We start from the raw sequence: 23,517 nt of genomic DNA on the forward strand, positions 1-23,517 counted from the left end.
CTTTACCAGTCTGCAGGATTAATTGACCAATTACGACTTATTGACACTGTCCTATCACACTCGGTGGCGATTAAGGTGAAGCTTGCCATCCTGGAGCATTTGAATGATCACTGCCTATCTGACCCACCCCCACTGCTCACTTCACCACATGGGGCCTGAGCACCCGGAAAATCCTCAACGCCTTGAGGCTATCAGTGCGCGTCTTGCCCTCTCTGGCCTGCTGCAACAGACCATGCAAGGTGATGCCAAGGAAGCCACCGATGAAGACCTCGCGCGTGTCCACCCGATGCGTCATCTCAAGGCATTGGAAAAATGTGTTCCAGAGCAAGGTATAGTGACCCTGGATAGTGACACCATGATGAACCCTGACAGTCTGAAAGCTGCAAGAATGTCGGCAGGATCCGTCGTCAGGGGAGTCGATCAGGTGTTCAGGCGTCAGGCAGATAATGTGTTCTGCGCTGTCAGGCCGCCAGGCCACCATGCCGAAGCCTCTGACGCCATGGGCTTCTGCTTTTATAACAACGTCGCGGTGGGGGCCGCTTATGCCAGGGAAAAATATGGCGCCCGCAGAATTGCGATCCTGGATTTCGATGTACATCAGTGCAACGGTACCATTGATATTTTCAAGGATGATCCGGATGTATTAGTCTGTAGCAGCTTTCAATACCCCTTTTACCCCTGGCGCTATTTGCGTAGCGAATGGCAAAATATTGTTAACACACCCTTGGAAGTGGGCACTGACAGTAAAGAGTTCAGACGGATCATTGAAAGCCACTGGTTACCTGCCCTACATGCTTTTAAACCGGAGTTGGTGATGCTTTCATCTGGGTTTGATGCTCATCGTGAAGACCCAATGGCTGACGTATGCCTGGAAGATGAAGACTTTTACTGGATTACTCACATGGCGATGGAGATAGCAACTCTTTATGCCAATAACAGGGTTGTTTCTGTGCTAGAGGGTGGCTATAACCCCGATACCCTGGCGCGTGGTGTTGAAGCGCATATGAAAGCGCTATTAGGCATGCCATTCAGTGACACCCCTTCGGTTTAGGAATTATTCACTCAAAAATCCTGTCAATTCCTTTTAACCAGTTTAAGCATCTTTGCAAAAGATAGATAACGGTATAAATTTCATGGCCATGTAACCACTCGATTATGCTTTGCTGTCAATACTACAAAGTCACGCATACCTATAACCTGAAATCCGTTCAAACAACCGTTGTCGATCTTGTCTGCCAGGCCTCTTGATAGCAGGTCTTCATACAGGACAGATGTCTGACACATCAATGATTGCCACTTTTCGTCAGCAGTTGTGGTCAATGCGGCCGTCACCGCTTCCTCAATCAGTAATAAATGATCCTCTGGCGTCATCGCTGAAAGCTCTTGAAACCCGGCGTGATGGAAAGCGTGCTGGTTTAAAATGTACAGCGTCATCTATAAATCACCGTTAAAATGTCAGAACATGACCGGCGTTGGCAAGATATGCCCTCACCTTTGCATCATCAATCACGGAAACGTCCACCATCAGATCGTTCTGGTCTATGCCGAGGCTTATCAAATCACTCTTCGGCACCAGCAATTCGTTAATACCGTACATTCCCACTGTATCCAATACAGCTGAGGTGCTCAGCGGTTGACCCACTGCATCATGTTGATTCGGGATTAACCCGAATATGCCCTGCCCCATGAACAGAAGTTTAACTTCCTGACCAAAAACCGCGCTTACCAGGGCAAGGTCAAGGCCTTCCGCTAGCCAGCGTCCACAGTGTGGCGAATGGCGTAGCACTATTAATGTAGTGGGCAACAAAGAAGCGTGAGTTTCCACAGCCACTCCCGGTGTTGTTGAGGTTTTATTGAGAACTGCGTTGCTTGTGTATCACTAATTGTGAACCACCCCACCAATCCCATCACGCCTTGTTATGAACCCAAGAGGCTTCAGTCGCAGCGGTAAGGAAAGCCCTAAGGCGCAAAGCTGATAAAACGCTCACAGCGGTTTTGCAAGTCAACCAGTTGGCCAATGCCGGTTAATTCAAACGGCGGAGCCACATTGTGCCAGTCAAGTTGCTGACGTCTTGCTTCCTTTATGTTGATAAGACCACGCTGCATGGCAGCTGACACACAGACATCGAGGCTGACACCATGATTTACGCTCAGTTCGCACCACTGTTTATAAAGCGCCTCATGCGGCGGCATTTCGCCGAGATGAGTGGACGCATTAAAGACACCATCGTGATGAAAGAAAATGCCTTCCAGTTGATGCCCTTCCTTGAAAAGTGCGTCGACAAAACGAAGCGCTGAATGTGGCGCCTGACTACTAAAAGGTGCACCAAGCACCAGCAATCCATATCGCATGCACATCTACCTATTAACAAACAGGCCCCATCGAAAGATGGAGCCTGAGGATGTCTGACTGTATTGATAATGCACTAATGCATGTTTAATCGCTGTTCATAACACCCAGCAAGGATAGCAGGCTTATAAACAGGTTGTAGATTGATACGTAAAGCGTGATCGTTGCCAGGATGTAATTGGTTTCGCCGGCACGGTGAACAATTTCACTGGTCTGGTAGAGAATCACAGCGGATGAGAACAAGACAAAGCCTGCAGAAACCATCAAGGAGAGTGCGGCAATGTTAAACACCAGCCCAACAACCATCGCCAATATCAGTACGATGGCACCGGCCAGCAGGAAGTTGCCAAGGAAGCTGAAATCCTTTTTGGAAATCAGAGCGACTGCAGACAGACCAATAAAAGTGGCGCCCGTCATCGCAAAGGCGGTCATTATAAGGGAAGCCCCATTGGGTAGCGCTAGATAGGCGGACAGGATTGGCCCAAGGGTAAACCCCATAAAACCGGTAAACGCAAATGTAGATAAAAGGCCTATGGCCGAATTTGCCGTTTTATGGACCAGGAACATCAGTCCGTAGGCGCCGATGAAGAACACAAAAATATTCATGCGTTCCACACCCATTGCCATCGCTGCGCCAGCGGTGACCGCGGAAAACAACAAGGTCATCGCCAATAATGCGTAGGTATTACGCAACACTTTGTTGGTGCTAACGCCGGTCGTCTGGCCTGTTACAGCAGACGGTGAAGTACGCGCATCATTGTAAGCCATGTAACTTGCTCCATAAGGTTTCAATTACTCACAATAGACAAGGATGCCGCCGTCTGGTTCCCAACGCAAGCATTGTCTTTCATCCGGTTTCCACGCAGAGTGCCATCAGAAAACATGCAGTATGGTGAACTATCTCCTACATTACGGGTGATTTTGGCTATTTTTGTTCTACATGGACAACGGAGCCCCCACGACCAACCCGGAGGATTATACAATGACAGTGCCTTATTCTCGCTTCAGGCTTTCTCATATCACCCTTGGCTGCGTAATGGCATTGGCGGCACTCCCTGCGCTTGCCTTTTCACCCGCTGGTCAAGACATAGACTATCAGACAGGTGACGAAGAGTTTGAAGGCTACTATGTGGCGGCAAATGGTGATAGCAAAGGGTCTGTGCTGATTGTGCATGATTGGGATGGCCTTGATGACTACGAACGCCAGCGTGCTGATATGCTTGCCAAGCAAGGCTTCGATGCCTTTGCGGTTGATCTTTATGGAACAGGCAACCGGCCTCAGTCACTGGAGAATAAGCAGGCTGCTACCCAACGCCTTTACGAAGACCGAGAACGTATGCGCAGTTTGACTCAGGCCGGCATGGAGGCAGCCCTGTCAGAAGGAATGAACAGCAGCAGCGTGATTCTAGGCTATTGCTTTGGTGGTACAGTTGCTCTGGAGATGGCGCGCGCCAACAGCCTTGATAACATAGCAGGCTATGCCAGCTTTCATGGCGGGCTGGATACACCAGAAGGCCAATCCTATGATGCTGACATAGCGCCGATATTTATTGCCCACGGCGGAGGCGACCAGATTGTGAGCCTTGAGGACGTTGCAACAGTATCTGCCACACTTGAAGAAGCCAACGTCAACTACGAAGTAGGCATCTACTCGGGCGCCCCTCACGCCTTCAGCGTTTTTGGCAGTGACCGCTATGAAGAGCAGGCTGACCAACGATCTTGGGCCACTTTCAGCGCCTGGCTGGAGTTACGCACGGACTGATTATCTATCCGTGTAAAAATGAAGAGGTTATTGATCAACAGCATTGACTTCAAAGGAAAAGCTGGTAATATACGCAGCCAAGTCGGAGGGATGGCAGAGCGGTTGAATGCACCGGTCTTGAAAACCGGCAAGGGTTAATAGCCCTTCCAGGGTTCGAATCCCTGTCCCTCCGCCAAAACACCCCGAGAAAGCCCGCCACGAGCGGGCTTTTTTGTGCCCATACTCCTGAAAATCAATAACTTACGTTCGCACGGCGTTTTATCGGGTTGCACGGCATCGCACACAAGCGCAAAATCTATGTTGGGTGGGATGTTGGGTAAGGAGTAAGGAACCCGTTATGCCAAGACAAACAAAGCCGTTAACCGCACTGGAAGTAAAGCGCCTCACACAACGCGGGCTTCATGCCGCTGGTGAAGTGCCTGGGCTTTACCTTCAGGTTGCCAAGAATGGTACCCGGTCATGGGTGCTACGTTACACCACCGGGGAAACCCGCTTATCTGCTACCGGCAAGCCGTTCAAGGTTCGCCGTGATATGGGCCTGGGGAGTTACCCCGCTGTTACCCTGGCACAGGCCCGCGATAAGGCCCGCACTATCCGTGACAAGCTGGATGCAGGCATTGACCCCATTACAGAACGAAAAGCCGCTGGGCAGTCTCGCCGGGCTGCTGAGTTGGCGCGTATGACCTTCACGGATGCCGCCGCCGCTGTTATCAAGCTGAAGCAGGCAGAAAGCGGCAACCTCAAACACGGCAAACAGTGGCAAGCCACCCTTGAAACCTACGCCTTCCCTACCCTGGGCAAGATGGCGGTCTCTGATATTGACCTGGTACACGTCAAGCAAGTGCTGGTGCCGATCTGGGAAACCAAGACGGAAACAGCAACCCGCGTTCGCCAGCGTATTGAAGCCGTACTGAACTGGGCAACGGTTCACGGGCACCGATCTGGCGATAACCCGGCACGATGGAAAGGCAACCTAGACACCGTGCTGCCTTCCCCCAGCAAGGTGGCCAAGGTCGAACATCATAGAGCGCTGCCAATAGATGCCTTGCCGGGCTTCTGGCTGGCGCTGGAGAAGCGCACAGGCGACGCGGCCAAGTGCCTGGCCTTCACGATCCTGACCGGCTGCCGCTCTGGCGAGGCCCGTGGCGCTCGCTGGGATGAAATCGACCTGGCCAACGGTACCTGGACAATCCCCGCTGACCGCATGAAGGCAGGCAAAGAACACCGGGTTCCGTTATCCGCGCCAGCACTGGCCTTGCTCAAGGCCCAACCCCAGACGAGAGAGCACGTCTTCCAAAGCCCACAAGGCAAGCTGCTATCTGATGCAGCCATGACGGCACTACTACGCCGGATGAAGGAAGACCACCGAACAACGGTTCATGGGTTCCGGTCAACATTCCGGGACTGGATGGCAGAGCGCACCGGCACCCCCCATGAAGTCGCTGAAGCCGCCCTGGCGCATACCATCAAGAACAGCGTAGAAGCCGCCTATCGTCGTGGCGATCTATACGCCAAGCGATCCCGCGTAATGGATCAATGGGCAACCTTCATCACCACCCCGAAACAGGGTGGCGCTGGTAACGTCGCACCGATCCGGGGAGAGGTGGCCAACAATGGATGATGAACTGAAGGCGATTCAAGACGACCTAGATGCAGTGCTGGAGCGGCTGGAGAAGTATTTGGGTGGAGATGATGAAAAGGAAATGAGGGAGTTTGCAGCAAGTGTTGTTTATAACCGTGCTCTATACCGTGGCCAAAAGGTTCAAAGGCTAACAGAAGAATATGAGCATTCTTTACTTAATGCATTTCTAAATACTGGATCATTTTTAGATACTGATAGTGCTGGCTGGGCAAGGCATAGACGTGTTTATTTTCCTGAAATTTTATGGAGTGACAAGAAGTGTGAGAAGCCATACACAATTGAAAAATGGCAAGAAAGAAAAGCAGAGTTTATGTATGCCATACAGGTTGTTATAGATGCTCATAATCAATATTTACCAGTGCCTAGGAGTGCAATCGAAACGCTTAAGCCTAGCATTACAAGGTACTTGGACTATGTGGATAGATACTTAGGCGAATGGGCCTTAGACTACAAAGACAAGATGCATGAAGAAAAGCAGGGGTATGTAAAAGATCCCTTTATGCATCCGAAAGGTGGTAAGACAAGCGTTAACCGTAAGCTACATAAGCAAATGGTTTTAGCTAGAGATGTATGGGTAATGCACGTTTCAGATACTCAAAAATACCCAATAGACGACACACTTTTCAGCATTGTTGGCGAGAAATACGGCTGTTCACCATCTACGGTTAACAAAGCTTACTATTCAGAACATGCAAAGAGAGCACGCTGGTGGTGGCATAAAAACCTCAAGGAAATCGAAAGAGCAAACAACCCCAGCGGGGAAGACGACTAGTAAGAAATATCCAAAAACTTACCATTACCCACCCTTAGCACCTCGCCATGCTTTACCCCGTCACCCACAAGACGAGGCAAATCATGGCAGCGAAAACGAAACCCCAGACCACCCCCAAGCCCGGCAATGAATTTCTAAGCGCTGAGCAGGTATCCCACCGTTATGGCGTACACCGCGCCAGCATTTACCGCTGGTCAAAAGACAGCACCTTTCCGGCACCTATCAAACTAGGCCCGAACGTTACCCGCTGGGCACTGGCAGACCTTGAAGCCTGGGAGCAATCCCAGAAGGAAGCGAGCTAATGTCTATGCTTGCCAATGCGACGCCCTGCGTTTACCCTTCAAGTGCTGGCGCAAAATCGCCAGACGACCTTGGCCGGTCGAACATCTTCAGGCGCATAAGCGCCCCTTCCATAGCTGGCGCTTTTTTTATGCCCGCTATGCGTTATGGCGGTTGTGCGTGGGACGCTTTCGAGCGTGCCGGTCTCCTGAAGTGCCGGTCGGCCAACCCGCGTACAGCCGCCCCCATCCGATGCTTGGCCGCATCCGGGGACGGCTCCTTAACTTCAGGAGTCCTACCCATGGCACAACTACGCCTCAATACCATCATTACACGCAGCCTCGAAAGCCGCGCCAGCGCCCACCGGGCAATGGCCAAGGCAGCACTGTTTGCTGACTCGAGCGCTCGCACCCGCCTAAAGCGTTACAACCACCACATCGAAAAAGCTGAAGCCCTCGAAACCCGCGCCCTCGAATCTGCCAAGCGCAGCGCTGGGGGTGTGGCATGAACTTAATGGCCCTTACCCACCAAGCCAACGCTGCCAAAGAAGCAACCACCGCAATCACTGGCCTGGCTAAGGTTCTTAGCGAGGACAAAGCCCGCCAAGATTGCGACGACTGCCCGCCGGTTCTCAATAACTACGAACACGGTTGCCTGCTGTTGGCGGTTGAACATCTTGCGCACTACGCCACCGGCCTCACAGAGTCGCTTGAAGATACCCTGACCGAATCCAGCAAAGGGGGTGCCAAGTGAAAACTATTGATCTGACACTTCACGCTGAAACCACCACCGAACTGGCTGAACAGTTATCGGCCATTTCCAACGACATCAGCACCCATGGCGGTAACGCGATCCCCGAGCCTGGCGAGGAAGCCACGGTGTTGGTGGCCAGTAAAGTCGTGGGTGCTATATCACGCCCTGGCATTGTCACGGATGCAGACCGCGCCAACCTCGCACGGGCTGCCCTGGCTGGGGACTGCCGGACACTGGATAGAGTCGCCACCGCTCAAATGGCCTTGATTAAGACGTTGCAATATCAGCGGCTGGACGACTTCACCCGCGATGGCCTGCTGATAGCCCTGGATGAACTGGCCGGTTCACTGGCTGAACGCGCTAACTTTCTGGAGGAAGAATACTTCACGCCGGGGGTAAGCCATGGCGATGAATAGCACCCAAGAAAAAGCCCGGCCAAGGAGCCGGGCAAGTATCGTTACATCATCTGGTGCTGGCGCTGATTATAGCAGTATTGAAGCCGCGCTGAATAATAGCCTGGCCAAGCATGGCGTCACCGGCCTGGCGATCCGTGCCGATGGTGACATTCACCGCTTTGACCACCCCGATAAGAGCAAAGGCAATCTATCGGGCTGGTACGTTTGCCCCTCGCTGGACGTGGCTGTTTTCGGCTTCTGGCATACCGGGGAGCAGCACACCGTGACCACTGGCGAGGAAGCCGACCCCGCCGCCGCCGCTGAAGCCCGCCTGGCAGCCATGCGAGCCAAGGAGCAACGCGAGGCAGAGCGCAAGGCCCAACACGCCAAGACAGCCGAACAGGCCCGCCGCTGGTGGGCCATGGCTGGCGCTGCCGACCCATCACACCGCTACCTGCAACGTAAGCGCCTGGCACCCCATGGGCTACGCCAGCGAGATAGGATGCTGCTGGTTCCCCTCTACTTTGATGGCGAACTGGTCAACCTGGAGCGCATTTACCCGGACGGTGCCAAGAAAGCGCTGTTTGGTGGACGTGCTAAAGGCGTGGCCAGCTTGGTGGGAAGTCTCGCTGGCGCTGACCGTGTACTAGTGGCTGAAGGCTGGGCAACCGCCGCTGCCCTTCATGAAGCCATGGGCGTTCCGGTTATCGTCGCTCGCAATGCTGACAACCTGGAGCCGGTATCCCGCCGCTTGCGCCAGCGCCTACCCGAGAACGTGACCATCACCATCGCCGCCGATGATGACCGCTTTACAGAAGGCAACCCCGGTATCACCAAGGCCCGGCTGGCTGCCCTCACTATCGGGGCCAAGCTGCTGATGCCAACCTTCTGCCCTGGCTGCAACGGCTGCACTGATTTTGCTGATATAGCGCTATGCCGCAAGGGGGCCGCATGAACTGGCAACCCGACGATAATGGCGACCTGTTTGGCGATCTGGCCACCGAACAGCCACCCGACCACCTACCAAAACCCATGGCCACCATGGCCACCATGGCCAAAGCCGACAATCACGGGCCTTCCAGCCTGGCCATGGCCACCAATGCCCCATTGCCACCATGGCCAGACGGGCATGAAAAAGCGCCTGATGCTGGCGCTGAACCTGCCCTGGGCAAGGAGCAAGACCCAGCAACCGTAAAGGCAGCGCCCACCGATCCGGGCCAACTGAAGCGCCCGTGTTATGGCACCTACGCAGATAAGACCGTGTTTGGCCCGCCTGGCCTTTACTACCATGGCCAGCGCCAGCGGGGGGACGACGACCCCGAGCCGTTTGATACCTGGCTATGTTCGCCGCTGGAATGCAGCGCAGCTACCCATGATGAACGCGGCGACAATCATGGCCTGTTGTTACGCTTCAAGCCGCCCTATGGCCAATGGCGGGAATGGGCTATGCCCTTGCACATGCTCAAGGGAAGCGGCGAGGAAATGCGCGGGGAACTGCTGAACATGGGCCTGCGTATCAATCCCGACGTCCACAAGCTGCTGACCAAGTACCTGGCGCAATGCCTGCCTGATGACCGCGTGATAGCGGCGACCCGAGTAGGCTGGCACCAACTGGAGGAAGGCCGGGTTTTCGTCATGCCGCGCCGTACCCTGGCCACCGGCAAGCTGGCCAGCCGGATGACCTTTCAATCTGAGTTTGCTGGTCAAGACGACTTCATCACCGCCGGGACGCTCGAGAGCTGGCGCGATAACGTGGGCAAGCTGTGCTGTGATAACCCGCTGCTGGTGCTGGCCGTATCCACGGCACTCGCTGGGCCGCTGCTACACCTATGTCACCGGCAATCGGCTGGTATTCACCTGGTAGGTGATTCCAGCAACGGCAAGACCACCGCGCTCGAGGTAGCGGCAAGCGCCTGGGGTGGGCCTGACTTCAAGCGCACCTGGCGCGCCACCGGCAACGGGCTTGAAGGTATCGCCGCCGCGTTAAGCGATACCTGCCTGATCCTGGATGAAATAGGCGAGGCTGATGGGCGTGAAATCGGTAGCACCATCTATGCCCTGGGCAACGGTACCGGCAAGGCCCGCGCCAACCGCAACGGTAACGCCCGACGCCCGCACCGCTGGCGCATTGCCTTGTTGTCCAGCGGTGAACGCAGCCTATCCGCCCACATGAGCGAAGCCGGGCAACGCCCCAAAGCAGGCCAAGCCGTTCGCCTGCTGGACGTTCCGGCCAAGCGCACCCATGGGGCATTCGACCACCTGCACCACCTGGAGGATGGCCGCGCCTTTGCTGACCACCTGAAAAGCGAAGTCACCCGGCACCATGGTTATGCCGGGCCTGCCTTCATCGAACGCCTGATAAGAGAACAACGCGACCTGCCTGGGGAGGTGGACAGGTTCAGCAAGCTACCCTGCTTCAACACCGATCACCCCTTACATGGCCGCGCTGCTAAAGCGCTGGTGCTGATAGCCCTTGCCGGGGAACTGGCAACTGAATACGGGATCACCGGCTGGCGCGAAGGGGAAGCGATAGAGGCCGCTGCTAGTGCCTTACAAGGCTGGAAGGAACTACAAGGCGGGGTGCAAACAGAACATGAGCAAATACTGGCCAACGTGCGGGCCTTCATCGAACGCCATGGGGATAGCCGTTTCAGCGACGTGGAAGGCGATCCCAAGCACTCGCCAACGGTTCACAACCGGGCCGGATACTGGCGCGATCACCTTGAAGGCCGCATCCACTATCTGACCCAAGACGCGATCAAGGAGGCCATGAGCGGGTTTGACCTACGCCGGGGACTGGATGCCCTGGACACAGCGGGATGGATTGCTGAACGCAGACCTGAAGCCCGTTCCGTGCGTATACAGATCAATGGCAGCCGCAAGATGCTGTATGCCATTCGACCGGATGAAGGGGGGCAGTCATGAGCCTGGAACGCCTTTACCAGAAGTATGCTGGCCAGCCTGAAACCCCAGCGCCAGCCACAAAATGGCCATATGGCCACCCATCATGGCCAGACCATGGCCAGCCTGAAACCCGCATGGTTACGGGGCTTGGCCATAATGGCCATGGTGGCCATGGGAAAACACAGGGGCAGGAAGATGGCCACGGAATCACCCCGATGGCCACCGCTCAAGAAGTGGAAACCATGCTGGCCAATCTGCGAGCCGTTGGCCGCGATCTGAGAGAGGTTGAAGGCTATGCCCGCTTCACCCTGCGTAAGCTGACCCGCGCCGCCGCCGCTGAAGTGGTTGCGGTTATGGATGACTTGTTCAGCACAGCACCCACCCCAGACATGGCCCGGACACAATGCCGCCGGGTTCTGAGCGACCCCCAAGCCCTGGCAGCCGCCAAAGCTGTTTGGCCTGACCTAGCCACCCTCGCCATTCAAGGAGACCACAATGCACACATCTGAACAGATCAATGAATTGGCTGGCGCATTGGCCAAGGCACAGGCGGAAATGCTGGACGCCCACAAGGATGGCTTCAATCAGCACCTTGGACAGGGATACGCCACCCTTCACGCGGTTATGGCCGCGATCCGGCAACCGCTCGCCAAGCATGGGCTGGCGCTGGTGCAAGGCGTCGAAAACCATGGGGGTGAAGTTACTGTGACCACCCGGCTATTACACGCCACCGGCCAATGGCTGGAGACCCGGCTGGCTATGCCGGTACCCAAGCAGTCACCCCATGGAGTGGGCACCGCTGCCACCTACTGCCGACGCTATGCCGCCGCTGCCATCGTTGGTCTGGCACAGTCTGATGATGATGCAGGCGAGGCAGGCGAACAACCGGGACGGCTGGCAGAGCAGGACGGCATCGACCTGGAGAGAGCGCTGGCTGGTGTGGCTGGCGCTGAAGACACTAACCGCCTGAATGAGATTGCCAACTGGTGCCGACCTCGAGCGACGCCAGCGCAGTGGCAACAAATCAACGACGCGGCGATTGCCCGCGCCCGAGCACTGGAAGCCTGAAGGAGATCACCCACATGAAGACCACCATCACAAGCGCCAGCCTGGCCAATGCAGCGAACCAAGGGGAAGGTATCGCCCACCTATCACCGGGGCAGGCATGGGCTGCCAATAAGCTGAAGATGCCACCCAATGCCCTGGCTGATCCACTACCCGGCCATACCGCCGCGATCCTGGAGAACATCGACCGTCGAGAGCGCCAGCGCTTTGCCGCTGCCTGCCCTAACCCGGATGCTATGATTCAGGCAGTCTATGACGAACGGCACCCGGCCTATTTGCGCCAGCCGGTATTGGAATCACTATCTGAAGGGATGCGCCATTGCTTCCCCGACCTGAAGCCCGCCGGTATCGACACCCGCACAGGCAAGCCCGTGTACCACCTTAGCGACCTGGCTAAGGCACTGGATACCACAGAAGATGAACTGGACTCGCTGGCAGCACAGCACGGGATGCAAAACACCATCGACGATAGCGACGTGACCCGGATTCATTAAAAGGTTCACATCTGCACCTTTTACCCACCAAGCCCGGCACCTGCTGGGCTTTATTGTGTCTGGCGCTGAAAAGTCTAGGTTCCTCTGAGCCTCAAAAGGTGCAACCACGGTGCCAAGGAGGCGTGGAATCAGGCACTTTTTCAGCAATTACTGAGCCGTCAGCACCACCCGGCACAATCCCGCATGGTTGAGCGCTTCAAGGGTGCTGAAGGTGGCGAAATAGCCCGGCGATAAATCGGCACCACCCACCCACTGGCTGGCGACTGCCCAAGCTGCCGACAGCACCAAGCGCCAGCGTTAAACGCTTGGTTCCTCCTAAAGCCGTGCTCCTGCTGTACGGGGCCAAAGAGGCGCAAACGCGGGCTATATGCGGGGATTTTCTGAGCAGTGGTTGTTGTTTAATTGTCGTGTCTTTGGTGCTGGCTAGCCTGCGTCATTACTGGCCTGGAGGCGATAACCGGCAACCTCGAAACACCAACTAGAGCAACCGGATTCACACCGCGCCAGTGTAAAAGGTACTCCGAGACACCCCCACCCGCACGGCTGCACTGAGGCCCGAGCTTGCGCTATACACGGGCACAACACCAACGCCCGGTTCCGGTTCCGGGATACCGTCAAGACCCGCTACGCTGGCGCTGATGGCCAACTGACAACCGGAAACGTCTGCCCTACCCTGGGGGGGTACCTCAATACCTGGAGCACCAAAGGCCGGACACCGCACCTTCAATCGTTTTTTTATACGCGAGAAATAACGAACTTTTTTTCCGGCTGGTGCTGGCCAGTCAATTCGACCGGGAACGGCTGCACCTGAGTAGGGGGATAGGGGGTATTCAATCCATAGAGCCTACAAGGGAACGGACACCGCACCTTCAGTAAGATTTTTATACCCGCGAAATTTAAAAATCAGGCTTGGCTGGCGCATGGCAGAGCAGGCAACATCACCGCGTAGAAAATCACCGGCAACCGGGGCAGGCATACCGCCAACAAAACGCGGTTTTATTGGTAACTGCTGAAAAAATGCCGGGCACCCCACCTTGGGGATACAGGCCCGCTTATCGGTGCGAATGACTTAGAGGGATTCACAACCGCAAAAACAGGCGTATAGCGTCGCAAGAAAGCGCATTCAAGCACCTGTTTTTATGTTGGGTGGGATGTTGGGTAAAACAAAAAGTACACCATAAGTAACTGATTTTATTAACCCATTAGCGGACTGTCCCTCCGCCATACGGATCTAAGGCCCTGAGGAATCAGCGATATGCTGTTCTCAGGGCTTTTATTATTATATGGCTGCACCCGTTGGTTTGTTGCCGGATATATGCTGCGCAGCATAGACATCGATTCAGGTTATCACTCAAGTTGTCAATCGAGACCAGAAGCAGACAACTGACAGCATCGAACGAAAAACGTCTGCCATGTCAAACAATAACGATTTCCGGTCAATAAGTGGCATCTCGTCATCTAGCCTGGTTTCTGACATAACTGCTCACTGTCAAAGCGGTAAGAATAGATAATATCTTTTGTCAGAAATCCGTAGCGGGACAGAACTTGTTTCCAGTCACCCTCCTTTTTTTGCTCCGCGAGAGCCTTGTTGAACGCTTCACGCAAATCTTCAGCGTCGAGAGGAAAAGCAAATCCCCCCCAGTAACGTACTTCTTCACCATCAATGATGGGATCAACAAAGTTGAATTCCGCCTGAACGGCAGGATCTACATTTTCCATTTGCGCTACTGTCATCCCAGTACCGGCAAAGGCGTCAACCTCTCCCTGGATAATGGCATTAATCGCCTCATTAGAATTCTGTATCATCATGATGCGATCCCGCGTAATCCCCATGTCATTGAACATTTGTTCAGTGGTGGTGCCCTCTTGAACCGCTACCTTGATAGTATCTGGTCTATCGATGAAATCTTCGTAGGCAGTTATATCAAGTGGGTTTCCAGCCAACACCAGCAAGCCTTCACCATAGGAAGTATTCGGGTTGGAAAAAAGCACACGGTGACATCGGTGAGGTAAAATTGCCATTTCCGCGGCAACTATATCGAAGCGTCCGACCTCCAGCCCGGGAATCAGGTTTTTGAAATCTGTCTGCACCCACTCGATACGATCAATATTGAGTTCCTCGAGTATACGTGAAGCAACTTCCGGTCCTACTCCAAGCGCCTTACCTTCCTTATTCAGATAGCCATAGGGTGGTTCATCGGCAACAGCGATACGTACAACCCCTTGCTCTTGGATATCTTCAAGCGTCACTGCATGCGATAGATTAATAAAAACAAAAATATACAATAGAAAAATAAACAAGCTAATAGACAGGGCTCGAAAAATCATTGCTATATATATCATTGTTAGTTCTCTCAGGTGTCAGGGGCCCAGCCAAAGGTAATTTTTATAATCAAAAACTATATCAATAGTTCATGGAATTTTAGATGGACACCTTAATGTAGGTTTGAAAACGCAGTTAAGCAAAGCCTGCTAAAGACTTTTTACATGCTGATTATTTTGTTACTAAATGAAAATTGTAGAAGAGAGATAAGTGAATGCCAATTAAAAATCTTCCATTTCAACGCATGCATTCCTGCGCACATTCAAAACAAACACAAACGTGTTTTGCCTTGCCTTCTGCCAGAGCGACCCATTCATATGTCGGCGAGCTGCCTACTCAAGGCGCGACGCATCCGTCGGTACCGGCGCTTTCAGGTGTTGGAACATGAACTTGAGTGCGGGTGCAAGACTTGCCCTCCAGACACGCCAGGTGTGGCCGCCGGAAAAAACTTCCATGGGCACCTGCCCTGGCTGATGGGGCAACAATGCCGCCTGTAGACGCCGAGAGTGCCCTACCGCATCAAAGACATCGCTGCTACCAGCGCTCAGATACAGCGGCACAACGCGTTCCTGTTGCAGATAGCTATCCAGATAGGCAGTGTAATTCAGCGACGTCCAGCGTTCTTCATCAAAGCGGTTGTCTTCATCAAGAAACGCAGGATGCTCTCGAGCCGTTGAATTTACAGGTGGAAGGGGGTGGTAGCTGGCAGGGCTCAGTGCTGCTGCTGCCCCGAATAGCTGCGGATGCTCCAGCATCAGGTTGACGCTGCCATACCCTCCAGCAGAAAGACCGCCAATACCCCGCCATTCGCGTCCCGGGGCAATACGCCAGAGTTCTTCAACGTGAGGCATAAGATCCTGCAAAAAAGCGCTACGGGCCGGTTCATTATAGCCATCAACCCACCAGCTCCGGCTTTCTGGCATGACAAAGATACTGGGAGGTATGTCGCCACGCCGGATGAGGCGGTCAGCAACACGCTTGAGTGCTCCTTTACTCGTCCAGTCACGCCCGGTCCCGAAAGACCCATGGAGAAGATACACCACAGGATAGTCGAGCCCTGAGTTGTAGTAGCCATCTGGCAGATAAAGCGTGTACGGGTAGTCTCGTCCCAAGGCTTCAGAATGGAAGCGATGGTGGGTTACCTGGCTGGCCAGGGCCTGGTTGCTTATCAATAACACCGAGAACAATGCTAGCGCCCATAAAAGAACAAGTCGCAAAAGTGACATTGTCGTCCACCCAATGGGCCGGAAAACGTGCTTCATAGCCAAATCTCATTATGTCAGGTGATGGTTATCATCGACTGAAAAAACCACCTCAAAATGAATTTATCTTTGACACCTTTGTCAGACAGCCCGAGCAGGAATGACGTTCCCCCACTCACGGTCTTCAGCGTTGAAGACAAAAGGACATCAGGCCATGCAACGTATAGAAGAAATCTATTGGCTACGCGCCTACGGCTGTCTTGCGGTGTTTTTCTTTCACCTGCTTGATCATCTCGAACGCCATGTTGATACCTGGGCGCTGAATCTGGCCAGGATTCCTACCGTGCTCGGCACACCGATTTTTATCTTTATTTCAATCTTTCTGTTTTCTGCCCGTTACGGCTGCAATATCCCCAAGGGGTTTCTGGGCAACCGAATCAAGTATGTCATGGTGCCCTATCTGGTTTATGGGCTGGCCTATTCGATAGCGGAATTCCTGCGCCTTTATTCTTTGGACGAAGATAATGGTCTCTGGGCAACCATGAAAGAATATATGGTGTTTGCTGGATGGCACGGCTACTTTCTGATCATTGCTGCCCAGTTTTACCTGATCTACTGGTTATATTGCCGCTTCGACATGGCCCGCTATTTAGCCGCAACGCCATGCCTTGTGGTCGGAAGCCTGATCAGTATGGGATGGTGGGGCTACTGGCAATGGAACAGCCACCTGCCGCCAGGATATTTACACTGGGTTGCCCCACTGGGGTGGCTTTACCTGTTTTTCCTGGCGCTGGTACTGGTTCAATATTATAACGATACCGCCTCACCACGCCCCCAATGGGTGGACTATCTTGCCAAATCCTACTGGCTGATCGCCACGACAGGACTTATCATCCTGCTATCGCTGCCAGGCTGGCTTGAATACTCCTCCAAGGAGATCTGGGTGGTGCCTCTTTTCCTGATCTTTACCGTCTGGATGATGAAGCATCTCAAGGGCCGCCAAGCCCCTCCCTTGATTAAACGCCTGAATGAAGTCTCATTTGGTATCTATCTGACCCATCCAATGTTTTTCAATCTGGTGGATATATTCAATGCGGGTGAGCGATTATCAACGACCCTGTATATTCTTACCCTGACGGGTATTGGTCTGGCAGGTTCAATCGGCTGGAACATCCTGGTCAATCGCTGGCGCTGGGGTGGGCTTCTGTTTGGCAAGCGTATGCAGATTAAATGAGAACAGAAACGCATTGACAACAGGGCCTGTTGATTGCCCATAAAAGGCTGCAGATGATGACAACAAACATCAACCGCCGCTAATACAGACGTAACCCTACCCGGGTTATTGTGCCACCTTTCATATCACTGACCACCCAGTGGATACCATGCCAGTCTACATCATCGCCAATCACCGGATGCCCGCCGACCCGCAGCGCCACAAACTCAGCCAGGGTCATGTGCTGTTCGCCAGGGCTAAGCGTCAGGCCATAGGCTTGGGCAATATCCTGCATCTGGGCGCTGCCATCCAATGTGAACGTGCCGAAAAAGGCACGTGCCTGCTTGAGCTTTGCATCACCGTTGAATAATCGGTTAAGTGCTGGCAAATCATCGGTACGGCCAATCACACAGATAACATCACCAAGCTTCAGCCGCGTACTTCCCTTGGGATGCAGCATGGCATGTTGACGAAATAGTGCAGAGATGAGTGCCCCTGATGGAAAACGCAACAACCGGATGGGCACATCTTCAAGATCCTGATTTTCAACCGTATAGACAAACATCTCAAAATCATTTTCAGGCAGGATGCCCAAAGGGCCACGTTGGTTGGGAGTGGTGCCGACCGGCACTTCCACTCGCATCCAGCGCGCCATCAAGGTCAATGATCCGCCTTGAATCAAAAGAGACAGCAGGACAACGGCAAAGGCGATATTAAAATACAGCGACGCATTCTCAACGCCACCAATTACCGGGAATATGGCCAACACAATCGGCACAGCACCGCGTAGGCCCACCCAGGCAATAAACAGGGTTTCTCGCCAGCGAAACTTGAAAAAAGGTTTAATAGTGATCAATACGGCCAATGGGCGGGCCAGGAAAATCAGGGCCAGTGCCACAATTGAGGCGGGCAGCGCCACATCCCAGAGTTCACTGGGCGTGACCAACAACCCCAGCACCAGGAAAAGCCCAATCTGGCTAAGCCAGGCCAGGCCATCGTGAACAGGCAGGATAAAATTCAGGTGACGCCCTGGCTGGTTACCAATCATCAAACCGGTCAGATAAATAGCCAGGAAACCGCTTCCACCCAGCACACTGGTGATCCCGAACACACTGAACCCCAACGCCAGCGCCAACATGGAGTACAGCCCAGGCGCCAGATCCAGCCACCTCAGCAACTTGGCACTCAGCCAGCCACCGCCCATACCCACCGCCAGGCCGATACCAAATTGAGACACCAGAAAGATCAGCGTCTCTAGCCAGCCGCCCAACTCACCGGTCACCAATTCCACCAGCATGAGGGTCAGAAAGATCGCCATGGGGTCATTGGTCCCGGATTCTATCTCCAGGGTTGCGCCGACACGCTCATTAAGATTGACGCCCCGACCGCTCAGCATTGAAAAAACGGCGGCGGCATCGGTTGAACCAACAATGGCTCCCACCAGAAGCCCCTGCACCAGGGTAAGATCAAAAATCCACATGGCAATAATACCCACGACCCCACTGGTGAGAAACACACCAAACGTTGCCAGCGAAAGTGCGGGTTTGAAACCAACGCGAAAGGTCTTGAGACGCGTTCTTAGGCCGCCGTCAAGCAGAATCATGGCCAACGCCAGGTGGCCAATCACAAAAGCCATGCCGTAATCGTTGAAGACGATGCCCAAAACACCCTCTTCACCTGCCAGCATTCCCAAGCCGAGAAATATAAGTAACAGGGGAACACCAAACAGCGATGAAAGCCGGCTGGCCAGGATGCTCAACGTCATAAGAGAACCGCCGAGCAGGAAAAAAGTGTAGATTGCGTCCATGTTTCTCCATCGCCTTCTGAGCCACATCATTATGGCATGCAATAGCGCTATTGGCTGCGGCTTTTGCCTTTCGCGTCTAGCCATCGGCGGGTAACTGAAGATAAGATAATCAAATTCGCCTTTGGAGTTGAACCATGTTGCGATGCTTTTTACGCACCGTAATAGCGATGCGCTCAAACCATCATACTTTTGCATCCGCTAATGACTTACCCCGGGTAAATACCAGATGCACTCCGTTACGTCGCAGGTCATGGATTACTAATATATGTGCAAGCGCCATTGTTGTCGGGCTGACCATCAGTTTTCCTGCCTACACGTCTGCCGATGATGCGCTTGAAACCGCGACACAAGATTCTCCGCTACAACTGGAGTCAGACGTTTATATACCTGAAGGGCTCTGGCCAGACCCGCCGCTCATGCAGGCACCCCGAGTGGCGGACAGCCCACCAGAGCCGTTGACGCCGCCTCCCCTGGAAACGGTCAGTATCATGTTGGACTGGTTTTTAAGTCCACAGCATGCGGTCATTCTCATTGCCCATGAAAAAGGCTTCTTTCAGCAGCAAAGGCTGGACGTTGACTGGCAGATTCCCGGAGATCCTTCGCTGCCAACCAAGCTACTGGCTGCCGGAGAAGTTGACCTTGCCCTGAGCCGCCAGACCCAGCTGCACCTCGCAGCTCATGAGGGAGCACCGCTCACCCGCATCGCCAGTTTGGTAAAAACGCCTCTTAACGCCATCGTGGCTATTAATAGTGAAGATGATGCTGAGCTGGAAACCTTGGGTTCAAGGCCATTGGGATTTGCTACCCAGGAGGGGCAACAACTGGTTGTGCCATTGTTGATTTCAGAAACGGTTCGCCAGTCTGAACAATACGCCAAGCCCCGCGCCATTCATTTTGAAGCTGTCGAGTCATTGACCGAAGGGGGCATTGAAATCATAGCCGATGCATTTTTCCATACGCTTCCCTCACGGCTGGCGACTCAAGGTCTATCAGCCACAGTGATTCGATATGATGACCTGTCCATTCCCCGATACGATGGATTGATCGTGATGGCTAACCGCAATACCCTGGGTCGCCGAATGGATACCTGGTTACGATTCGTGGGGGCTCTGGAAGACGCGGCGAACTGGATCATTGAAAACCCGCAATTGGCCCTGGATAGGGTGACAGAAGCATATCCCCGTTTGAAAGACAGCCTGACAGACGATCACTGGCAAGACCTGCTCAGGCGTTTGTCATTAACGCCGGCTGCGCTGGATGTTCACCGTTATCAAGCAATGGAAACCTTTTTGCAGCAACGTGGGATTACCAGTGAAATGTTGCCCGTCGAACAGCTGGCAATAGACCCGCACCTCGGCCAGTAACTGCATTATTGATGATGAGTGCTGACGGATGATGGTGTTAATAGATATTGAGACAACAGGCACACGCGCCAGCCGTGACCGGATAATCGAGATCGCCGCACTCAAGGTGATTGATGGCCAGGTCATTGATCAATGGACCAGCCTGATCAATCCTGGATGCTACCTACGTTCAACAATCACTCAACTGACCGGTATTGATGATGCCATGCTCCAGAAGGCGCCCGGTTTTTCAGATATCGCCAACAGCCTGTTTGCCTGGCTTGAGGGTGGCGAACTGATTGCTCATAACGCACGGTTTGACTATAGCTTTCTACGTAACGAGTTCAAACGTGCGGGGCTGGATTACCGCGCCAGAATGCTGTGTACACTGCGTCTGTCACGCCAGCTCGAACCCGAGCAGGGCCGCCATAATCTGGCTGCCCTGCTCGAGCGTCACCAGATTTCTTCCCCGGGGCTTCATCGTGCAGCGCACGACGTTAAGTCCCTGTGGGCGTTATGGCAGCGCTGGCAGTCCAGACTGTCTTCTGAACAATGGCAGGGGTTATTGGATGAGCAACGCCGACAACGTAGCCTGCCTGCTCAGCTTGACCCCACCGTGGTCAAACAGATACCAAATTGTCCTGGGGTCTACCTGTTTTACGGCCATAACCGCTTGCCATTGTACGTTGGCAAGAGCGTGAATCTGCGTGACAGGGTGATGAGCCACTTCCAGGGCGACCATCAGGATGATCGGGAAATGCGCCTGTCACAGCAGGTGCAATACATTGAGTGGGAGGAAGCTGCCGGTGATCTCGGCGCTCAACTGCATGAAGCCCGGTTGATCAAAACCCTCATGCCCATAATGAACCGACGGCTAAGAAAACAACGACGCCTATACGCCTGGTATTGGCCGAACGGCGAGCTACACCCTCGGCTAATCAATGGCGAAGCCATCAGCGTTGCTGATGGGGCGAGCATTTTTGGCCTTTTCCGCAGCACACGGGACGCCAAGAATACCCTACGCAAGATCGCGGATGAATCTCATTTGTGTAGGCAGGTGCTGGGCCTGGAGAAAGGGCGTGGACGCTGTTTCGCTCATCAGTTGGGGAGGTGCCGCGGTGCCTGTTGCCAGCAGGAACCGCTCAAGACGCATGAAAAGCGTGCAAAACAGGCCCTGGCTGGGCAGCAGCTTGACCATTGGCCCTGGCCGGGGCGAATCGCCATTCATGAATCTCATCCGAAAAGTCGCCGCCCTGCCTACCATCTGGTCTCCCAATGGCGGTATCTGGGCTCAGTCAGTAACCTGAACGAAGCGGATAGCCTCAATACACAAAATCCTCCCTTTGATATGGATATCTATCAGCTGCTCAACCGCTTTCTGCGGGACCCCAAACGTCATCGACTGGAGATCAGTGAACTGCCGGATCAACGCTAGAACCTGTTGACGTTTCTTCACGGCCGCGACAGGCCCTAGCAGCTTGCCGATTGAGCATCGACAAAGGATTCAACGGCTTGTTGGAATGCCTGTGGTTGATCTGCGTGCAGCCAGTGCCCCGCTTCCTTCAAGGTCACTACCCGCGCATTCGGTAACACCTGTTTGAGCGCCGGTAGCATTGAATCGCTGACATAGTCCGAATTCGCCCCGCGCAATACCAGGCAAGGTCCATCGTACGGTAAATCACCCGCTGGAACGGTCACAATATCAGGGTAACCCTTGATAATCTGTTCAAGCCCCACACGCAGACCCATGACGGGCTGACCGTGAACGGTCGTGCGTTCAAGGTTAGTGGCCAGAAACAGACGTATTGGCCGCGCATCCACGTGCTTGGCCAGCAAAGCATCGGCATCACGCCGATTGGCTGGGCGATGGACTGCCACTTCATTCAGGGCTGCAAAGACATCATCGTGGCCGTGGGAGTAAGTCACTGGTGCGATATCTGCCACGATCAGAGAGGCAACACGCCGGGGTGCCAGACGCGCCATTGTCATGGCCACTTTGCCACCCATGGAATGCCCCAGCACGTGGGCATGGGCGATGCCGAGCTTATCCATTAATGCCATTACGTCATCACTCATCATCCGGTAGGTCATTCCTTCCACATGAGGCGAGCGACCGTGGTTGCGTAAATCAACAGCAATAACCCGACGTTTTTCCTGCCACGCCTTCACATGACTGCGCCAGTTGTCGGCACTGCCCAACAAACCATGTATAACGATGAGTGGTGCTGAATCGTTTCCTTCTTTATTTTTAGTATCAGTGTAATGCAAGTTAACGGTATAAATATTGGGTTCGGCGTCGGGCATGTGCACTCCTATCGGGTCACTGGAAAGCCATTGATGCCTGCCACTGAGCTGACACTGCGGGACATATCGCGAATCAGACAACCGGCCTGGGCTCGGCATCCCGCTGTCCTGTCCACACCATCAGTCGCCGCGTCAACCAGGCCAGCAGAACACCATACAAAGGCAGGAAAAAAATCAGGCTCACCATCAGTTTAATCACATAATCCACGCTGGCAATTTCAATCCAGTTGGCGGCCATGAAAGGGTCCGGGCTGTGATAGAAAGCAGCGCTGAAAAATACCGCCGTATCCGCCAGATTACCTAGCACAGTAGAACAGACAGGTGCCACCCACCAGGCCATTTTGCGCAATCGATCAAATACCTGTACATCCAGCAGTTGACCCACAATGTAGGCAAGGAAACTCGCCAGGGCGATGCGCGCCACAAACACGTTCCACTCACCCAGGGCACTCAGACCGGCAAACTCACCGCGCGGAAAGATGACTGACACCAGGTAGGAAATAAACAGTGCCGGCAACATGACCCGCATGACGATAGCCCGCGCGGGCTCTTTCCCAAACAGCCTGACGGTCAGGTCAGTGGCCAGAAATATGAACGGAAAGCTGAAGGCGCCCCAGGTGGTGTGCCAGCCAAACAACACAAAAGGCAGTTGAACCAGATAGTTACTGGCCGCAATAATGAAAATATGGAAGGCAACCATGATCAACAGACAACGCTGGTATTGCGCATTCGTCAGGGCAAACATTGGCAGAAATCCTTTTTGGGTAAATGAAACGAGGGGTTAGGGAACCCTCTATCCCTCTGCGGGAATGGCGGGGGGCATTATACGCATCTACGCACCTGATGCCATCTCAAAAAAAACCGCCGAACGCGTCGGCGGTCATCAAGATGTGTGTTCGGCTACCCCCT

Annotated in this window: 26 protein-coding genes and 1 tRNA gene; 17 read left to right on the forward strand and 10 right to left on the reverse strand. The window is 53.9% G+C overall.

Annotated elements, in window-relative coordinates:
• Positions 1–103: 103 nt before the first annotated feature.
• A complete protein-coding gene (locus tag LL947_RS07140; RefSeq protein ID WP_290821036.1) occupies positions 104–1,051 on the forward strand; it encodes a histone deacetylase family protein in 948 nt (315 codons plus the stop codon).
• A gap of 80 nt (positions 1,052–1,131) precedes the next feature.
• On the opposite strand, the gene tusB is transcribed toward LL947_RS07140, so the two are convergent.
• The 4 genes from tusB to LL947_RS07160 form a co-directional block, all read right to left on the reverse strand.
• Positions 1,132–1,434 carry a sulfurtransferase complex subunit TusB gene (gene tusB / locus LL947_RS07145; protein WP_404413259.1) on the reverse strand — a complete coding sequence of 101 codons (303 nt, stop codon included), beginning with the start codon at positions 1,432–1,434 and terminating at the stop codon, positions 1,132–1,134.
• A 13-nt stretch (positions 1,435–1,447) separates the two neighbouring features.
• On the reverse strand, positions 1,448–1,825 hold the full coding sequence (locus tag LL947_RS07150) for a DsrE family protein (RefSeq protein WP_404413260.1): 378 nt from the start codon (positions 1,823–1,825) through the stop codon (positions 1,448–1,450).
• A 134-nt stretch (positions 1,826–1,959) separates the two neighbouring features.
• Entirely contained in the window at positions 1,960–2,352 is a 393-nt protein-coding gene (gene tusD, locus LL947_RS07155) for a sulfurtransferase complex subunit TusD (RefSeq protein ID WP_404413261.1), read from the reverse strand.
• Between the two features lie 85 nt (positions 2,353–2,437).
• Positions 2,438–3,118, reverse strand: coding sequence for a Bax inhibitor-1/YccA family protein (locus tag LL947_RS07160; RefSeq protein ID WP_404417919.1), 681 nt, complete (start codon positions 3,116–3,118; stop codon positions 2,438–2,440).
• Positions 3,119–3,332: 214 nt separating this feature from the next.
• On the opposite strand from LL947_RS07160, the gene LL947_RS07165 reads away from it, so the two are divergent.
• The 13 genes from LL947_RS07165 (at position 3,333) to LL947_RS07225 (ending at position 12,416) form a co-directional block, all read left to right on the forward strand.
• Positions 3,333–4,112 carry a dienelactone hydrolase family protein gene (locus LL947_RS07165; protein WP_499832788.1) on the forward strand — a complete coding sequence of 260 codons (780 nt, stop codon included), beginning with the start codon at positions 3,333–3,335 and terminating at the stop codon, positions 4,110–4,112.
• 84 nt (positions 4,113–4,196) lie between these two features.
• A tRNA-Ser gene (locus LL947_RS07170) sits at positions 4,197–4,287 on the forward strand.
• A 162-nt stretch (positions 4,288–4,449) separates the two neighbouring features.
• Positions 4,450–5,733 (forward strand): tyrosine-type recombinase/integrase, encoded by a 1,284-nt coding sequence (locus LL947_RS07175; RefSeq protein ID WP_499832789.1) that lies wholly within the window; start codon positions 4,450–4,452, stop codon positions 5,731–5,733.
• Positions 5,726–6,526 carry a hypothetical protein gene (locus tag LL947_RS07180; protein ID WP_499832790.1) on the forward strand — a complete coding sequence of 267 codons (801 nt, stop codon included), beginning with the start codon at positions 5,726–5,728 and terminating at the stop codon, positions 6,524–6,526. Before LL947_RS07175 ends, LL947_RS07180 begins: the two co-directional genes overlap by 8 nt.
• A gap of 83 nt (positions 6,527–6,609) precedes the next feature.
• Positions 6,610–6,828 carry a helix-turn-helix transcriptional regulator gene (locus LL947_RS07185; RefSeq protein ID WP_499832791.1) on the forward strand — a complete coding sequence of 73 codons (219 nt, stop codon included), beginning with the start codon at positions 6,610–6,612 and terminating at the stop codon, positions 6,826–6,828.
• A 278-nt stretch (positions 6,829–7,106) separates the two neighbouring features.
• The gene (locus LL947_RS07190) at positions 7,107–7,313 is read left to right on the forward strand and encodes a hypothetical protein (protein ID WP_499832792.1); all 207 of its coding nucleotides are present in this window, start codon (positions 7,107–7,109) and stop codon (positions 7,311–7,313) included.
• Positions 7,310–7,558 (forward strand): hypothetical protein, encoded by a 249-nt coding sequence (locus LL947_RS07195; protein ID WP_499832793.1) that lies wholly within the window; start codon positions 7,310–7,312, stop codon positions 7,556–7,558. Before LL947_RS07190 ends, LL947_RS07195 begins: the two co-directional genes overlap by 4 nt.
• Positions 7,555–7,974: a hypothetical protein gene (locus tag LL947_RS07200; RefSeq protein WP_499832794.1), complete on the forward strand. Its 420-nt coding sequence runs from the start codon at positions 7,555–7,557 to the stop codon at positions 7,972–7,974. Before LL947_RS07195 ends, LL947_RS07200 begins: the two co-directional genes overlap by 4 nt.
• Positions 7,961–8,908 carry a toprim domain-containing protein gene (locus tag LL947_RS07205; RefSeq protein WP_499832795.1) on the forward strand — a complete coding sequence of 316 codons (948 nt, stop codon included), beginning with the start codon at positions 7,961–7,963 and terminating at the stop codon, positions 8,906–8,908. The genes LL947_RS07200 and LL947_RS07205 overlap by 14 nt, the downstream gene beginning before the upstream one ends.
• On the forward strand, positions 8,905–10,878 hold the full coding sequence (locus LL947_RS07210; protein WP_499832796.1) for a DUF927 domain-containing protein: 1,974 nt from the start codon (positions 8,905–8,907) through the stop codon (positions 10,876–10,878). The genes LL947_RS07205 and LL947_RS07210 overlap by 4 nt, the downstream gene beginning before the upstream one ends.
• Complete coding sequence (locus tag LL947_RS07215; RefSeq protein WP_499832797.1) at positions 10,875–11,366, forward strand: hypothetical protein; 492 nt, start codon at positions 10,875–10,877, stop codon at positions 11,364–11,366. Before LL947_RS07210 ends, LL947_RS07215 begins: the two co-directional genes overlap by 4 nt.
• The gene (locus tag LL947_RS07220) at positions 11,353–11,925 is read left to right on the forward strand and encodes an ERF family protein (RefSeq protein ID WP_499832798.1); all 573 of its coding nucleotides are present in this window, start codon (positions 11,353–11,355) and stop codon (positions 11,923–11,925) included. Before LL947_RS07215 ends, LL947_RS07220 begins: the two co-directional genes overlap by 14 nt.
• A 14-nt stretch (positions 11,926–11,939) precedes the next feature.
• Positions 11,940–12,416: a hypothetical protein gene (locus LL947_RS07225; RefSeq protein ID WP_499832799.1), complete on the forward strand. Its 477-nt coding sequence runs from the start codon at positions 11,940–11,942 to the stop codon at positions 12,414–12,416.
• 147 nt (positions 12,417–12,563) lie between these two features.
• On the opposite strand, the gene LL947_RS07230 is transcribed toward LL947_RS07225, so the two are convergent.
• The 3 genes from LL947_RS07230 to LL947_RS07240 all read right to left on the reverse strand — a co-directional run bounded on the left by LL947_RS07230 (position 12,564) and on the right by LL947_RS07240 (position 15,965).
• Complete coding sequence (locus LL947_RS07230; protein ID WP_499832800.1) at positions 12,564–12,701, reverse strand: hypothetical protein; 138 nt, start codon at positions 12,699–12,701, stop codon at positions 12,564–12,566.
• A gap of 1,173 nt (positions 12,702–13,874) precedes the next feature.
• Positions 13,875–14,744, reverse strand: a complete 870-nt coding sequence (gene ehuB / locus LL947_RS07235; protein WP_499832801.1) for an ectoine/hydroxyectoine ABC transporter substrate-binding protein EhuB — start codon at positions 14,742–14,744, stop codon at positions 13,875–13,877.
• A gap of 327 nt (positions 14,745–15,071) precedes the next feature.
• Positions 15,072–15,965 carry an alpha/beta hydrolase gene (locus LL947_RS07240; protein WP_499832802.1) on the reverse strand — a complete coding sequence of 298 codons (894 nt, stop codon included), beginning with the start codon at positions 15,963–15,965 and terminating at the stop codon, positions 15,072–15,074.
• A gap of 190 nt (positions 15,966–16,155) precedes the next feature.
• On the opposite strand from LL947_RS07240, the gene LL947_RS07245 reads away from it, so the two are divergent.
• A complete protein-coding gene (locus LL947_RS07245; protein WP_404413265.1) occupies positions 16,156–17,175 on the forward strand; it encodes an acyltransferase family protein in 1,020 nt (339 codons plus the stop codon).
• Between the two features lie 79 nt (positions 17,176–17,254).
• Here the strand turns inward: LL947_RS07245 and LL947_RS07250 are convergent, their stop codons facing one another.
• Entirely contained in the window at positions 17,255–18,961 is a 1,707-nt protein-coding gene (locus LL947_RS07250) for a potassium/proton antiporter (RefSeq protein ID WP_499832803.1), read from the reverse strand.
• A 416-nt stretch (positions 18,962–19,377) separates the two neighbouring features.
• On the opposite strand from LL947_RS07250, the gene LL947_RS07255 reads away from it, so the two are divergent.
• Positions 19,378–20,325 carry an ABC transporter substrate-binding protein gene (locus LL947_RS07255; RefSeq protein WP_499832804.1) on the forward strand — a complete coding sequence of 316 codons (948 nt, stop codon included), beginning with the start codon at positions 19,378–19,380 and terminating at the stop codon, positions 20,323–20,325.
• Between the two features lie 28 nt (positions 20,326–20,353).
• Complete coding sequence (locus LL947_RS07260; protein ID WP_499832805.1) at positions 20,354–21,739, forward strand: 3'-5' exonuclease family protein; 1,386 nt, start codon at positions 20,354–20,356, stop codon at positions 21,737–21,739.
• 35 nt (positions 21,740–21,774) lie between these two features.
• Here the strand turns inward: LL947_RS07260 and LL947_RS07265 are convergent, their stop codons facing one another.
• Both LL947_RS07265 and LL947_RS07270 read right to left on the reverse strand, forming a co-directional pair.
• Positions 21,775–22,608: an alpha/beta fold hydrolase gene (locus LL947_RS07265; protein ID WP_499832806.1), complete on the reverse strand. Its 834-nt coding sequence runs from the start codon at positions 22,606–22,608 to the stop codon at positions 21,775–21,777.
• 73 nt (positions 22,609–22,681) lie between these two features.
• On the reverse strand, positions 22,682–23,353 hold the full coding sequence (locus LL947_RS07270; RefSeq protein ID WP_290821014.1) for a 7-cyano-7-deazaguanine/7-aminomethyl-7-deazaguanine transporter: 672 nt from the start codon (positions 23,351–23,353) through the stop codon (positions 22,682–22,684).
• Positions 23,354–23,517 lie beyond the last annotated feature (164 nt).

Origin of the sequence: Halomonas sp. BLK-85, assembly GCF_044792155.1 — a bacterium.
GTDB lineage: Bacteria > Pseudomonadota > Gammaproteobacteria > Pseudomonadales > Halomonadaceae > Vreelandella.